Annotated in this window: 11 protein-coding genes and 2 pseudogenes; 9 read left to right on the top strand and 4 right to left on the bottom strand. The window is 60.2% G+C overall.

Annotated elements, in window-relative coordinates; translation table 11 throughout:
• Nucleotides 1-51 precede the first annotated feature (51 nt).
• The 7 genes and pseudogenes from PSO31014_RS14325 to PSO31014_RS14355 all read left to right on the top strand — a co-directional run.
• Entirely contained in the window at nucleotides 52-831 is a 780-nt protein-coding gene (locus PSO31014_RS14325) for an RNA polymerase sigma factor (RefSeq protein ID WP_150552205.1), read from the top strand.
• Nucleotides 828-1421, top strand: coding sequence for a hypothetical protein (locus PSO31014_RS14330; protein ID WP_150552206.1), 594 nt, complete (start codon nucleotides 828-830; stop codon nucleotides 1419-1421). Before PSO31014_RS14325 ends, PSO31014_RS14330 begins: the two co-directional genes overlap by 4 nt.
• A gap of 3 nt (nucleotides 1422-1424) precedes the next feature.
• Nucleotides 1425-4850: a UvrD-helicase domain-containing protein gene (locus PSO31014_RS14335; protein WP_150552207.1), complete on the top strand. Its 3426-nt coding sequence runs from the start codon at nucleotides 1425-1427 to the stop codon at nucleotides 4848-4850.
• 97 nt (nucleotides 4851-4947) lie between these two features.
• On the top strand, nucleotides 4948-5877 hold the full coding sequence (locus PSO31014_RS14340) for a multiubiquitin domain-containing protein (protein WP_150552208.1): 930 nt from the start codon (nucleotides 4948-4950) through the stop codon (nucleotides 5875-5877).
• The gene (locus PSO31014_RS14345; RefSeq protein WP_150552209.1) at nucleotides 5877-7283 is read left to right on the top strand and encodes a ThiF family adenylyltransferase; all 1407 of its coding nucleotides are present in this window, start codon (nucleotides 5877-5879) and stop codon (nucleotides 7281-7283) included. Before PSO31014_RS14340 ends, PSO31014_RS14345 begins: the two co-directional genes overlap by 1 nt.
• Entirely contained in the window at nucleotides 7280-7621 is a 342-nt protein-coding gene (locus tag PSO31014_RS14350; protein ID WP_246176641.1) for a ubiquitination-like system serine protease family protein, read from the top strand. The genes PSO31014_RS14345 and PSO31014_RS14350 overlap by 4 nt, the downstream gene beginning before the upstream one ends.
• A 147-nt stretch (nucleotides 7622-7768) precedes the next feature.
• Nucleotides 7769-7942 (top strand): annotated as a pseudogene (locus PSO31014_RS14355) (integrase); the annotation flags it as partial.
• A gap of 147 nt (nucleotides 7943-8089) precedes the next feature.
• Here the strand turns inward: PSO31014_RS14355 and PSO31014_RS22875 are convergent.
• Nucleotides 8090-8383: a helix-turn-helix domain-containing protein gene (locus tag PSO31014_RS22875; protein WP_150552302.1), complete on the bottom strand. Its 294-nt coding sequence runs from the start codon at nucleotides 8381-8383 to the stop codon at nucleotides 8090-8092.
• Between PSO31014_RS22875 and PSO31014_RS22705 the strand changes: the two are divergent.
• Nucleotides 8342-8491: pseudogene (locus PSO31014_RS22705) on the top strand (ShlB/FhaC/HecB family hemolysin secretion/activation protein); the annotation flags it as partial. The gene PSO31014_RS22875 and the pseudogene PSO31014_RS22705 sit on opposite strands and share 42 nt — an antisense overlap.
• Before the next feature lie 317 nt (nucleotides 8492-8808).
• Here PSO31014_RS22705 and PSO31014_RS14370 read toward each other — a convergent pair.
• From PSO31014_RS14370 to PSO31014_RS14380, 3 genes are all read right to left on the bottom strand, one after another.
• Entirely contained in the window at nucleotides 8809-10182 is a 1374-nt protein-coding gene (locus tag PSO31014_RS14370; protein WP_150552210.1) for a tyrosine-type recombinase/integrase, read from the bottom strand.
• Between the two features lie 563 nt (nucleotides 10183-10745).
• Complete coding sequence (locus tag PSO31014_RS14375; protein WP_150552211.1) at nucleotides 10746-11486, bottom strand: IclR family transcriptional regulator; 741 nt, start codon at nucleotides 11484-11486, stop codon at nucleotides 10746-10748.
• Between the two features lie 328 nt (nucleotides 11487-11814).
• Entirely contained in the window at nucleotides 11815-12378 is a 564-nt protein-coding gene (locus PSO31014_RS14380; RefSeq protein ID WP_150552212.1) for a VOC family protein, read from the bottom strand.
• 483 nt (nucleotides 12379-12861) lie between these two features.
• On the opposite strand from PSO31014_RS14380, the gene PSO31014_RS14390 reads away from it, so the two are divergent.
• Nucleotides 12862-14883, top strand: coding sequence for a flavin-containing monooxygenase (locus PSO31014_RS14390; protein WP_246176642.1), 2022 nt, complete (start codon nucleotides 12862-12864; stop codon nucleotides 14881-14883).
• The last annotated feature ends 216 nt before the right edge of the window (nucleotides 14884-15099 follow it).

The raw sequence follows: 15099 nt of genomic DNA on the forward strand, positions 1-15099 counted from the left end.
TGGAAGAGAAAACGCATGTACAGCACGGACTGACGGGCAAGGAGAAGACCGATGCCGGAACTTTTGAAGAGCAAGGACAAAAACGGGGTGCCGTTCGCGCGGCCACCTGAGATCGAGGCCTGGCTGGTAAGGTTGGAATCAGTCGATGTCGCAGCACGCTTGCAGGCTTTCGCCGTCGCGTCAAGGAAGAGTAGCGGCTATGTTCCGTCGGAAGCAATGACGTATTTCCTGCGGCGCGCCCATACGACGGGCGCAAAGGACGAGTTCAAACAGCTTTTCGGACTGCTCCTGAAACGGGTCGGGCAGTCTCTGTTTGCATCGATCCCGGACTCTCGTATGGGCGGGGCGCAAGACATCCGAGAAGAGGTCATGAGCCGATTCGCCGAGCGAATCGCCAAGGACTGCAACGGTCGCTTCGCTATGCTGGATTTCTTTGAAGTGCGGTTCGACCTAGCATTCGCCCGGTTCCGCAAAACCGTGCTGAGGCAGATTGGTCCGGCCTCGGTCCTTACCGTGCCGCTGTCCACTGATGACGATGATGGGCAAGATATTTCACCGGAGGTAGAGGCAGCAGCGGCCGACTTCCTCGGAGGCGACCCTCAAAAAATTGACGACCCGGCTTTCCGGTTGCAGCTGGGCGCTGCGATTGACGCATTACCAGACGATCAGAGACGGGTCGTTGGCTTGCTACGGCAAGGCTTCCAGATCGACTCGAAGGACCCGAACATCATGACTATCTCGAAGATGCTCCAGTGCGATGAGAGAACCGTGCGCAATCGCCGCGACCGTGCCTACAAAACCCTCAGGTCTGTTCTGCAGGAGGAAGCATGAGTACGTCAAAGCCTTTCGCCGCAGAAGAGGAATCTGTGCTGATGGCGTTCTCGATGGAGCCTAACCATGGCCGGGAAACGCTTGAACGCTACATCAGGGAGTATCCACAGCATGCGACCGCTCTGATCGACTGCTCGATGGATCTGCTTCATGAACCACCGGAGGGAGATGTTCTTGCGATCGAGGTGGCTGAAAGCGCGGTAGACAAAGCTTGGCAACGATTCGAACGGGCTGCCCAGCAGCCTGACACGGAGGTCGTGAATCCGTTCGCCAAGCTCAATACGAGCAGCTTCAAGTCGCTCGCACGCAGCCTGGACGTCAGCAATCTCTTCCTGATGCGCGTGCGCGATCGGGCCATCCGTACTGCCACCATTCCTGCCCGATTCGTCGAGAAGCTCGCGTTTGAACTGGGTGCCACCGTTCAAGCTGTGAGCGCATACCTGCAGGGTCCACCGGGCATTGTTTCCGGACACGCTTTTCGGTCAAGTGTGAAGCCGAGTGCGGGCGAGCAAATCACGTTCGACCAGGCTGTCGCGACTTCACAACTCACGCCGGAACAGCAGGCGACGCTGAAGGCATTGTCGGACTGAACGATGGACGCCACCGAGGCCGCTCGACTGGAAGCAGAACGCCTGCACCGTGCGAACGTCGCGGCCGGCGGAGATCCGACCCGGCCTTTGGTGTTTGCGCTTCAGGAAGCCTCAAATCGCGGCTTGGATGTGTACGCGCTGCGACAAGGAGACCCACAGCTTAAGGGAGGCAAAGCCACGTTCGACTGTCAGGCTGGAGGCATCCTCTACGAGGATCGCGGATCGGACTTCGAGCGCGCGTTTTTGATAGCACACGAACTCGGCCATGTCGTGCTGGAAGGTGGCACGCTTGACGTGGTGACGGTGGATGTCGAGCCCGACCGATCGCTGGAAGACGCGCCGGTGGGCGTCGATCGTGTCCTTGACTACGGGGCGCGCGAGCGACGTGAAGTGAAGATGGACCTCTTCGCGCGCGAGTTTCTGCTGCCGCGCTCTGTGTTGCGCGACTTGCATATCAACGACGGGTTGGGATCCGACGCGATCGCGACGCGCTTCGGCGCACCGCTGGCTGTGGTGCAGCAGCAGCTCCTGGATGCACTGCTGCTGCCCCCCGTCGGAGAACTGCACCCCGCGGGCGTCGGCGCGGCGGCGGGTCCGCTCACCCCAGACCACACGCAGGCTCAGGCGGCCGCACATCGGGGTTTGGCATTCCAGTTGCAGGCAGGGCCGGGTACCGGCAAGACGCGGACGCTTGTTCGCCGCATCGAAGGGTTGCTTGCGGATGGCGTCGATCCCACCACGATTCTGGTACTCACCTTCTCTAACAAGGCGGCCAATGAACTGTGCGAGAGGATTGCTGCGAGAAACCCTGTTGCGGCGGCAGCGATGTGGATTGGCACATTCCACGCATTCGGTCTGGACATCGTTCGCCGTTTCCATGACCGACTCGGGCTGCCCGCAGACCCGCGTCTGATCGACCGGACGGAGGCCATTGAACTCCTGGAGGACGAGTTTCCGCGGCTCGACTTAAAGCACTATCGCAACCTCTGGGACCCGGTCCTGGACTTGAGCGACATGCTGAGCGCGATCTCACGCGCCAAGGATGAAGTCATCGATGCTGCGGGTTATCGCGCCCTCGCGCAGTCTATGGCGATCCAGGCGGGGGCCGACCAGGACGCCGCGGTCCACGCGCAGAAGTGCCTGGAGGTCGCCATGCTCTTCGATGCGTACGAACGACTGCTGACCGCGCGCCATCTACTGGACTTCGGTGACTTGGTAGCGCTGCCGGTCCGTCTTGTCGAGGGTAGCGTCGAGGTCAGGGACGCACTACGTGCTCGCCATGAGCATGTGCTGGTAGATGAATACCAAGATGTCAACCGCGCCTCGGTCCGGCTCCTGAAGGCCATCGTCGACGGCGGCCGCAATCTGTGGGTTGTCGGTGATGCACGCCAGTCCATCTACCGCTTCCGCGGCGCCTCCGCGACAAACATCGCGCGCTTTGCGATCGATTTTCCCGGCGCGCAGGCCGCACAGCTCGGCGTCAACTATCGCTCCGACGAACGGATCGTCAATGTTTTCACCGCGTTCGCGCGCGGTATGCAAGCATCCGCTGGTGCGTTGCCACTGAACCTGCAGGCCGAACGTGGCTCTACAGGAGCCCGGGTTGAGCTTCGCGTTGCCGGATCGGCCGACGATGAAATCTCCGCGCTTGCTGCGTCGATCACGGCCCTGCACGAACAGGGCATTGCCTACGGCGGCCAGGCGGTGCTGTGCGCGTCCAACGCGCGCCTGAACGCCATTGCCGAAGGCCTTGAGGCCAGAGGCATTCCCGCGCTGCACTTGGGCAGCTTGTTCGAGAGGCCGGAAATTAAGGATCTACTCGCGTTGCTATCGCTGGTGACCGACCCTCGGACGGCCGCGATGGTGCGTGTGGCAACCATGGCTTGGTACCAAATGCCCTTGAAGGATGTCATGCGGGTCATCGAGCGGCTGCGGGCGACGAGTCCGGCTCCGCTGGATTGGTTGGCAATGCACGCTGAAGTGGACGGCCTGGCAGACGGCAGTCGAGAAGCGCTCTCTCGCCTGTCCGCGCTCTTTGCAGGTGTGAACGCATCGACCGACCCCTGGCTCTTACTTGCTGGATGGACGATCGATGGTCTCGGACTCGCGAAGACGCTTCATTTGGCTGGTGATCCGCAGAGTCGCATGCAATGTCTGGCTGTCTGGCAGTTCTTGAACTTCTGTCGCCGGCAGCCAAGAGGCCACGGCATGCCAGTGCTTCGCCTGCTTGATCGCGTCAGGCGGTTAGTGCTGCTCTCTGAGGATCGTGGATTGAGCCAGTTGCCCCGCAGTGCCGAGAACATCGACGCAGTGCGCCTGATGACCATCCACGGAAGCAAGGGGCTGGAGTTCGATGTCGTTCATTTGCCTGGCATGGTAACGTCCGGCCTGCCGCGCAACAACGTGCCGCCGCGTTGTCTTCCGCCGGACGGTCTGATCCATGGTTCGGAGGGACTGACCGGCATCGAGGCGGTGAAGGCCGGCCACGACGAGGAAGAAGAATGCTTGTTCTTCGTAGCGCTTTCGCGAGCGCGCGACAGGCTTCAGCTGTATGCCTACGCCAGGCAGGCGGATGGTCGTGCACGTAGCCCCTCCAAGTTCATCGCCCCAATCGAACGGCTCCTTGTTCGTCCAGTATCGGTGCCGTTGCAAGCCGCCTTGACATCGAAGGGCATGCCGCTCGCGATCACATGGCAAGGGCGCCCCCAATGGACCGACATCCAGGTCAACCTCTTCGAGCGGTGCCCGCGCCGCTTCTTGTACACCCATGTGCTGAGGCTTGGCGGTCGGCGAACCGAAACCGCATTCATGAAGATGCACAATGTCGTGAGCGACGTGTTCGATTGGTTGAAGCGGGAGCACGAGACGACAATCCCCACGGTCGACGAGTTGGCAGCACGCTTCGAGGAGGCCTGGCGCTCCAAGGGTGCGACAGAGCATGGATATGCGGAAGACTACCGCCGCATCGGCAAGCGGCTTGTCGATTTCCTCATCGAGAGCCGGAGTCGTGACGTGGCCGCGCCGGCGCCACCGATCTCGCTGGGTTGGGCCGAGGGCGAGATCCTCGTAAGCCCGGATGGTGTAGCCCACGGAGCCGGTGGCCGGGTCACGGTGCGGCGCGTCATGACGGGCAAGCAGCGCTCGAACGCCTTCGATGATATCGAGTACACAATTCTCCAACTCGCCGCCGTCCAGGCGTATGGACCACATGCGCAGGTCGAGGTGACCTACCTCACGAGCGAGACCATCCAGCCGATGGAAATCACGTCGCGCAAGCTGGAATCCAGGCGCGAGAAGCTGCAGACCTTCCTTCGGGCAATGCAGGCCGGCCAGTTCCCCGCCAAGCCCGAGGCTCGCGGCTGTCCGCGCTGCCCGCACTTCTTCCTCTGCGGCGAGTTGCCCGGAGGGGGGATACAAGAAAAACTTTGATCGACCTTTCCGGTCTGGCAGCAGGGCTGCGATTGACTAAGTAAGGGGCTAGAAAACCTGCAATCCCGCAGATGATGGCTCCCTATGAGGCAATCAAATGCAATCCCAAACCACCAGCGGTGATGACCGCTTCGATGTCGAAGATGTTGCTGCGGCGATCCGCGAAGGCCGCAGCCTGCGGCCATCGGCGCTCTACCGGATCGTCGTCCTGGACGACCAGCTCCACGAACGTCACGTCGATCTCTCCGATCCGGTGCCGACTGGGCGCCAGATCCTCCAGGCCGCCGGGGCGCGCCCGGCCGATGAGTACAGCGTTTATGCGATTCTGACCTCTGGCGAGTTCGAGGACCTGCGTCTGGACGAAACCTACGATCTGCGCGGCCGCGGTGCGGAACGTTTCGTCATCTTCCAGACAGATCGCGCGTTCAAGTTCACGATCGATGACCGGCAACTGGAGTGGGGCAAGCCCAGCATCAGCGGCCGCGTGCTCAAGGCGCTAGCCGGTGTCCCGCCAGAGACCTACGACGTCTATCTCGAAGTGCGCGGCGGGGGCCAGGACATTCTGATCCGCGACGGCGACCTGATCGATCTGGGTAAGCCGGGTATCGAGCGTTTCATCACGCTGATCCGTGACACCACTGAGGGGCTGCTCACGCTGCCCGAAGCGGACCAACGCTATCTGAGCGGCCATGGCGTGGCTTTCGAGATGGTGAGCGACGGTGCGCACACGGGCGTCATCTTCAAGCAGTTGCCGATGCCCTCCGGAAAGCTCAACCACGCCACGGCCGACGTGCTCGTTCTCCTGCCGCCGGGCTATCCCGATGTCGCGCCGGACATGTTCTATTGCGACCCCTGGCTGACGCTGCAAAGCGTGGGGCGCTACCCGACCTGCGCCGACCAGGCCCACGCGTTCCAGGGCCGCAGCTGGCAGCGCTGGTCGCGCCACAACACAGCGTGGCGCCCGGGCATCGACGGCCTACACACTATGCTCAAGCGCATCGAGCACGCCCTAGCGGAGGCGAAGTGATGTCGCCGGCCGCTCTGGACATCGTCCTGCTGGAGCCGCACGAGGCGGCCCTGCGCTTGCTGCTGCAAAGGGAGAACGGGGCAGAGGCGTCCGCCTATGTGCTGTTCGGCAAGGCTGACATCTCGGCAGACCCCTGGTCGGGAGTGCCTCGCACCAGGTTGATCTCGCACGAAGTCATCCCCGTCGCGGCCGATGAAATGGTCTCCGCATCGCCTGTCCACGTCACATGGTTCACCCGCGGCTTCATGCGCATTCTCGGCATCGCGAAGGAACGGGGCTTAGTTGCGGGCCTGGTACACACGCATCCGAACGCGGCAGCGTTTTTCTCCGACCAGGATGACCGAAACGAGGCGGAGCTGGCCCGGACGACGTTCAATAAGGGCGTTTCCGGCCTGGCCAGCATGGTGTTCGGCCGCGATGACGCCATCGCGGGCAGGCTCTGGACCGCACTCGGCAAGACGGTCATGGCATCCTCGATCTCGCTGGTAGGAAGCCAGATCAAGATCGCGCGCACGGTGGCTGCGGCTGACGAAGATCAATTCCTGGCGCGGCAGGCCGCGCTCTTCGGCCTAGGGTTCAATCCAGTCGTGCGCGGGCTGCGGGTCGGTGTCGTAGGGGGCGGCGGCACGGGCAGTGCTGTCGCGATGCTATTGGCGCGGCTGGGCGTCGGCTTTCTGGGGCTGATGGACAAAGATACCATTGATGTCACCAATCTCAACCGCGTGCATGGCTCGCGCACCGCAGATGTGGCCGCGGGCTTGGCCAAGGTAGACATCCTCGCGCGCGAGATTCGTGCCGCGGGTCTCGGCACCCAGGTCGTCACCAAAGAGGAGTGGGTCGGCCATCCTGATCTGCGCGATCTACTGCGCTCCTGCGATGTGCTGTTCGGCTGTACCGACGACCATCAGGGGCGGCTGACGCTCAACCGCCTGGCGCACTACTACGGCATCCCGCTGATCGATGTCGGCCTGCGGATGCGCCCGGCACGCAGCGGCACGGACTACGACATGACAGGCCGCGTGTCGACGATTCGCCCTGGCAACCCTTGTCTCATGTGTTTGGGAGTGGCTGATCCGCGCCGCGCTGCGAACGAAGGACTCCGGCGCAGCGACCCGGCCGAGTTCGAGCGGCGTAAGGCGGAAGCCTATGTGGATGGTAGCGGCGACCCCGCGCCCGCCGTGGTTACGTTCACCACGGCCATCGCCTGCGCAGCCGTCGATGAGCTTATTCAGGGCCTGACCAGCTTTCGCGGCTCGGGGGGCATGACACACAACAGGATTCGCCGCTTCGACCGCGTAGAAGATCGGGCGATGACCTGTCGACCCGTGGCTTCTTGCCCGGTTTGTGCCAGCCAGGCGAGCTGGGGGCGAGGCGATGTCAACCCATTCCTTGGCGTTATCGGATGACCATCAAGCGAATTATCGTGCGAGCCCTGCGCCGGCTCGGGTGGCTGCGCTACGATCTGCTCGTTTATCCGGTTGCGCAGCATCCGGGCAAAAACGCCGTGCCGCCCGGCGAGCTGTGGGTGGTCATCGACACCGGCGTCAAGAAGTGGGCTTGCATGAGCTGCCCCGGCGGTTGTGGCGTACAGATATCGCTTTCCCTTAACCCGGATCGACGCCCCCGGTGGTCTGTCGAAACAGACTTCTGGGGGCGACCAACCATGTCGCCCTCTATCCACCAGCATCGAGCATGTTCATGTCACTTCTGGGTAAAGAAGGGTTTGATCGAGTGGTGCCGGTAGAGACCCACCCAGCACCATGTCTAGCCGATACGCAATCGACGCTGCCGTAGGCTAAGGCGCAGCCTTTGCCAAGCTCTAGGAGAAATCCACCATCCGCTGGTCGACTGCTGTTTAGGATCAGATTCCGAATATTCGCCCTTGAGGTTCATACCGTCGCCGAACTATCCGACTCGGCACATGACCCACGGTGAGCACTACGGCGGCTGGACGCGCGTGCTCAAGGCCGCAGGTGTGTCGCACGTTGGCAGCCACGGTATCCGTCACCGGGCGCCGACCGACATTGCCAACTCGGGCTTGCCGACCAAGGTGGGTATGGAGCTCGCGGCGTGAAAGTTTGCGGTACTCGAACTGCGCTACCACAGGCTTTTGTTGGTATTTCTGTTGGTACCGGAACAGTTTGGGGGCATTTCTGGGGGCATGAGGGAACAGGCATGCCGCCTGACACTGGCGGCACAGTTGCTCTCGAGCTTAAAGAACTGCTTCGAGTCCTTTCCTATCAATCACGTTCAGCAGCTTTTGCGAAGGTCCGCTCGGTCGTTTGTCGCCGATTTCCCACTTGCACACCGTCGAGGGACTGGTATTGAGCGCGGCTGCAAGCACTGCCTGGCTTAAATGAAGCCGGGCTCGCAATGCGGGAATTTTCGCGGCATCGTATTCCGGCACGGGTTCGAGGCAGAGTGCCTCGTACTTCCGCATCTTCCGCTTGTCGATAAAACCGAGGCGATGCAGATCGTGCCGACAGAAGCGCCCGGAGAAAGCGATGTCGTCATCGACGTCAAGCGAACAAAGCGATGGAGCGTCGTCGCCTCAGTCGACAACTCGGGGTCCCGCGATACGGGGAAATTACGGGGGAGCCTCGCAACGGCGGTGATTATTGACATCATCACGCAAAAAAATCGCCGCTGCCAGATGGATTTACGTGGATTGAAGCCGACCGGAAATGCCTACGTCACGCCTACACGTAGTCATGCGTTGCGTGTAGGGATTCCACAGAATTCACGCAAGCATGTGATTTGATTGGCGCGCCCGACTGGGATCGAGCCAGTGGCCCTCGGCTTCGGAGGCCAAAGTGTCAGGTCGCCCTTGATAATCATTCGTATTGGTTGGTGGGCTGCTTGGCTGTGCAGGCAACCTCAAATAGTGAGAGGCCTCTGCACTTCACGTGGAAGGCTTACTCGAAACCCTATTTACTCCGTTGCTTTCGGCGCTTGCTCAAACACAATGCCGGCCTGATCGAGCATCCAATGCTCGATCTTGTCGTGCCACATTCGCAACATGTCCAGTGGGCGCCGCCGATAGTGCTTCTCCGCTAGTGCTGACGGTTTATGCCCTTGAATCTGGGCGACGACGCCAACGGGAACCTCGCACCACTCGGACAGTGTGCCGAACGACCGGCGTAGCCCGTGCAGCGTCAGATGAGGCAGACCGGCTGCTTCGATCGCTTGGTTGTGCGCATAGCGCGGTTCAGCGATTCGCCCCTTTTCGGCGTTGATGCTGTGAAACACCCAGGGCGATGGCTCCCACTTTAGTCCGTCGGCTTCCAGGCTGCGCAAGCGGCGCCTGCTGGGCGGTATTTCATTGCGCTGCTTCAGCTCGAGCAATAGGGCGGCTAGATAGGGGGTGAGGGGAATCTCACGCCCGTCTTCGATCTTGTCCGCGATATGGAGGCTTCGCCACTGGAAATCGACATCTTCCCAACGCAGTGCCGCGAGTTCCTCCCTGCGCGCCCCGGTGATGAGCAAGCCTTGCAGATACGCGGATTGCACTGGATTGTGCAAGGCGCGGACGGCGGAAAACCATGCGGCGAGCTGCTCCCTTTGGAGGCTGTCTCCTTCTTTAGTGCTGGTGCCCGGCAGTGCCCCGGTGACCTTGGGAGATGTGCAGCAATCCGACGGAATAATGCCAGCGAACTTGTCTTCACCCTCGCACCATTTGGCGAACGCCTTGAGCATGCGAAAGCCATAGGCGGCACTAGTTGGCCGAACGGGTACCTCGGCCTCCAGCCATGCACCAACCGTTTTGGCGGTGAGGTTGGAAAGCTTTAGTGCCATCAGCGAGTAAAGCGGCCCGCGCTCCGTTTTTTTGCTGCCACGTTTGGCTGGACTCCCGCCCGGAGCGGTCAACTTAATATGGTCGTTGATGTAGCCCGCAGATCTCGGCTTCTTAGTCTTCGGCGAAATCTTTGTGCGAAGATCGTCAAGATAGTCGGCCCAAGCGTCCGCGACGGTCACGCTATTCCGGATCGCCGCGACTCGCCTGGCCTCATGACTGGCGCGTCGTTCTGCTTTCACTTCTCGCGGGTCGTGACCGGCGTCAACGAGCGTCTGCAGCCGGCGTGCTTCTTCCTGGGCCTTGCTGATAGTCCAGCTGCGCGGGTCGCCAATGGTCAGACGGACCGTCTGTCCGTGAATCTTGCCTTGAAAAATGTAGGACTTGGCTCCGCCTGCCGTGGCGCGTAGTCCCAGACCGGGCGAAGCAGAGTCCCACAGGAATGCTTGTGTTCTACCTTCGGGGCATCGATGTGAATCTATTCGCGCGGCAGTGAAGTTGACCTTGGCCATGTTCAATCAGGGGAGGGCTGTGCTCTGGTTACATTGCTCCATGTAACCGTCATGTAACCAGATTGTGTGGTATTTGATCTATCTCGGTCAACGAAAGTATCACCGGAAATCGACGGAAAGTGCTTTATTTCATGGGTTTTCTGAGCTTCATGTATCTCAATCAACTTCAATGCATGAAGTGTTTTGGTGATTTGTAATCATCAGGTGGCGGGTTCGAGTCCTGCAGCCGGCACCAAATTTGAAGCGGGTCCCAGAGATGGGGCCCGTTTTTTTTGTTCTACGAATTAGCCGCTGTTCTACAATTCGTGCGATTGGGACAAGCGCCGTTGGGGCAATCTCAAGCGTGCCCTTTTGGATCAAGTACTTCACAGACCCAGTAATACCCCCCTGAAATTCAACGCTGGGAGAAGGAGAATTTTCTCATTAAGAGGGAGACGTCGCGACCTCAGGCCCGCGTGCGAGCATTTCTCTGCATTGCGTGAGGCATTGTTTCGCAGGCCAACGATCTCGGCCGGTTTATCGCACAAGTGGCGCGGTCACCGGTGGCTGGAAAAAATCGAGCGCTACCCCAAAGAGAGACATATGACGGCGGATGCCTCCTGCAAGCGGCTCAACAGGCGAGCGTTCGAACCGGTATCAAAGCGCTGAACGCTGCCTACGAGTGCCAGCGCAGCTACGCAATCACCTTCGGCATTGAAAATTGGAACAGCCACTGCGCCGAGCCCGGATTCCAACTCGCCTTGCGAACGATAAAAGCCATCCTTGCGGATTTTCGTCAGCACGCTCAAAAACTCCCGCCAAGTATCTCCCATGCCATTGAGGCCGATCTCCTTGGCGTGGGTTGCGTAAATCTTTTTGAGCGAGCTGCGCGGCAGGTGCGCTAGCAGAACTTTTGGGGCAGCAGCCAGGAATAAGGGGCGGGGCCGCCCGCGCCCATAAGAAAGTTGAAGATTTTTTTCCGCGCTGACGCGATGGACGTCGATGACCTGCGGCCCGGCAAACATGACACTGAGTGCCGCGTCAAACTTGGTGCTGGCTGCCAGCTTGCGCATGACCGGATCGGCCGCGAACAACACCGGGTCGGTTTGTCGCAACTGATAGTCCAGCGCAATGATGCGCCCGCCGAGGGAATAGCGCCCCGCCGCGACTTTTTGCAATAACCCCGCCTCGACCAATTCCTTCACATAGCGGTAACCCGTGGGGCGGGAATAGCCCAAAACATCGTTGATTTTGTCCGGTTGCCAGATCGGATTTTCCTCGGTGAATAGATCGAGAATGGCAAGAACCCGGCCGGGGCTGCTCATATTAGATTTAGGTATTGAAGTTCAAAGTGAACATGATAGCGGCCTGTGGCCACCTCGTTATACACATCTCGGTTCATGTGGCCTCACCCCGAAGCGCACGTAGCGTTTCGGCGGATATGATAACGCGCTGCAAGCTCTCCCAGATCGTATTGGCACCAGGCTCGCCTTCGGCCTTGGGCGCAAGGAATGCCCGCCATCCCTTGCCCATCAAAGCCTGGCGGACTTTTGTATGACTAGGTGGCCTGTGGCTGGTGCGTCGTCCCGCCGCGATTGCGAGACTAACGAACACTATTCGCGATGAATGGTGCTTGATAGACCGACTGAGTTCTCATTTCACACCCATGCGCTGCGCCATCTCCGCACGCCAAACCGACCGCGGTCTGAAACCCGGCAGCGTGCGCGCATGCGATTCTAGGCGCTGCATCAGCGTGCTTCGATCCTTCAGGTCGATCGCTACGCGCATGGGTTGTGAAACGTACCAAGGCAAATCGAAATAGAGCTCCAGCCGATTGCCTTCTGGGTCGGGAACATAGATGGAAAGTGCATTGCCGTGTGTCACCGGCGTGATATTGGGCAGCTTCTCGGCCAGCAGAGTCTCGTGCATCTCGCACAGCGTATCCAAGCTGTCTGTTTTGAGCGAAATCTGGTTGATGGGATTGAAGGGCATATCGTTGGGGCGCCCCGTCAGAAGCACGATCTGGTGGTGCTCGTCCGGGTCTCGACTCAGAAACACGAGGTCCATCATTCCGTTCGGCCCGGGCAACTGGCCTCGGTCCGTCACGGTGAAATTAAGCAGGCGGGTGTAGAAGTCTGTGACCTTCGCAATGTCGGTCACAAACATGCCGAAGTGACTGAACTTGAAGCCGGGCTGTTTCGGGGTTTCCAGTGACATAGGGTTTCTCCTTGGATTGACAGTGATCCATGGTATCAGCTTAAATCTCGATTTATGAGATTTTGAAACTTATAAGAGGGGGGATTCGATGAATCAGGCGAGCTTCGAGTGGCGCAACATGTGCCCAGTGCCATTTCAGCATCGCGAGCGCGATCGACGGCTACGGCTGCCGGCCGTACCCGATAGCCTTTGCAGTTGTGTTCCCCGGGCTGTTTTTTCCTAAGGGGCGCCCGTCTGGTCTGGCGGTCGGGCTGGCACAGTTCTTTGGATCGCCGTGATGGCGATCTTCGCTCCAGCGCCCTGCGCCTGTTCTCCGTACGCATCAGCGAGACGCTCCCGTCGCGCATGCGCTGTGAGAGATCGGCCGTAATCAACCAGATATCACGGTCGCAAGTCGCCTTGCTGACCCATTCGGCGACGCGACCTTCAGCGGCCACGCGCCAGTGTTTGCGAAGTCAATCGGGACAGCAACGAGAAAGAGGCGTGCGCCTGTATCTCCTATCCAGCAATGAAAGCCTTTCTGCTATGCCTCTAACCACTACTGCCATTGAAACTCCGGGTGTTGACGACGTCTTTTGGCGCGAGGAATACGCGCAGATCGACGAGGACGATGCCTTTCTCGCCGAAATCGTGACGGAAGCCGACCTGCCCTCGCTTCTCACTGCGCTTTCCGCCGTCACCGGAGACTTGTCGATGCTCCGTCCGCACCTGCGCGCGCCGTTTCCTCTTGTTGATACGGTTGGGCCTGCCCATGGAGGCATGAGCGAAGCCGCGCAAATCGAAGCCCGCGCACTGGCCCTGGCTGCACTCAAGCGCGTGCGCGACGAAAGCTTGACTCGGCCACGTCCTCTTGAGGACGCCGAGACACGCATCCTGATCGATTTCCTCACGAACGGTGCCGGAGATGCCGATGCTGAGCTCCTCACCCACGAGATGGATCTCGCCCCGAAAAAGCTCGGCGCGCCTGGTTGGAAATTCGAGAATGTGGCGGGTGATCGCCAGTTCGCCGTCGCGGTCATTGGCACCGGCATGTCGGGCATTGCCGCCATGTATCGGCTCAAGCAGGCAGGCGTGCCCTTCACGGCCTTCGAGAAGAACCCCGACGTTGGCGGCGTGTGGTGGGCGAACACCTACCCGGGCGTGCGGCTCGACACACCGACGTTCGGGTACAGCTTTTCATTTGCTCAGCGCACGGACTGGCCGCATGCGTTCGCGACCGGCGGCGAAATTGAAGACTACGCTCGCGAGATCGTAGCGCGTGCCGGGCTTCGCGAGCATATCCATTTCGGAGTTGAGGTTCTCTCGCTCAACTGGGACGAGGCTTCCGGCAATTGGGATGTGATGACTCGCACAGGCAATGACGAGCCGGTGCACCATCGTTTCAATGCCGTGATTTCGGCGGTGGGCCAGCTCGAGCGACCCAATATCCCTGAGATCGAAGGTCAGAGCGATTTCAAGGGCGTGTGTATGCACTCCGCTCGCTGGAACCACGATGTTGATCTTCACGGAAAGCGCATCGCAGTCGTCGGTACTGGAGCAAGCGCGTACCAGATCGTCCCTAACATCGTTGATAAGGCTGAGCACCTTACTGTGTTCCAGCGTTCTGGTCCGTGGATGGTTCCTGCGCCGAACTACTATGCTGACACGCCGAGGGCGCTGCGGTGGTTGGCTGATCATGTTCCATGCTACGGTCAATGGTTCCGGCTTTCAGGCTTCTTCCAGTCAGCGACCGGACGTGTGCATACCGTCGTCACCGACCCCGGTTGGACTCGAGAGGATTCGGTATCGGCAAAGAACATGGAGGTGCGCGAAACGCTGACCGAGATCATTCGCGAACAGTGGAAAGGCCGCCCCGAACTCATCGACAAGATCGTGCCGACATACCCGCCAGGGGGCAAGCGAATGCTGCGCGACAACGGCGTGTGGGCCGCCGCGTTGCAGCGGCCAAATTCCGCGCTTGTCACCAGTCCCATTGCGCGATTCACGGAAACTGGCCTGGTGACTGAAGATGGCGTCGAGCATCCGGTTGATGTCGTCGTCTATGCAACAGGATTTACCGCTGCCGAGTTTCTCGATCCGATGAAGATTCACGGTGCTTCAGGGCGAACGATCAAGGAGCAATGGCAGGGCAACGCGAAGGCGTGGGGGGGCATTGCCGTGCCTGACTTCCCCAATTTCTTCATGGTGTTGGGCCCGAACACGAATTACGTTGTGCACGGCAGCCAGCACTTCATGATGGAGTGTGCGGCCGAGTTCGCTGTCGAAGCGATCCATCAAGTTCTGCGACGAGGCATCAAAGGCATCGAAGTAAAGCCAGAGGTTCTTGATGCCTTTGTCGAGCGAGTCGACGCCGAGAATCAGCGCCGCGCTTGGGGCCGGCCGCAGGTTCGCTCCTGGTACAAGAATCGCTTTGGCCGGGTTTCTCAGGTGTGGCCGTTCAGTCACCGTGAGTACTGGCAGCTTACCCATGACGTCGACTTTGACAGCGACTTCATCTCGCATTGAGCTAACAGGCCTACGGAGCGTAGAAGACTATGGCTTTGGATAGTGTCTCGCAGGCCCTTTTGCAGTCCTGGGCCGCAGCGGCAGGGGCGAATGCGACTCCGCTATGGAAACTCGATGCCGTGCAAGCGCGGGCAGCCGCCGGACGCAGAGTGCTTCAGCATGACCCAGGGCCAGCGATGGCACGCAGTGAGGAAGTCGCGATTCCGGTACGAGATG

Origin of the sequence: Pandoraea soli, from assembly GCF_902459595.1 — a bacterium.
GTDB lineage: Bacteria > Pseudomonadota > Gammaproteobacteria > Burkholderiales > Burkholderiaceae > Pandoraea > Pandoraea cepalis.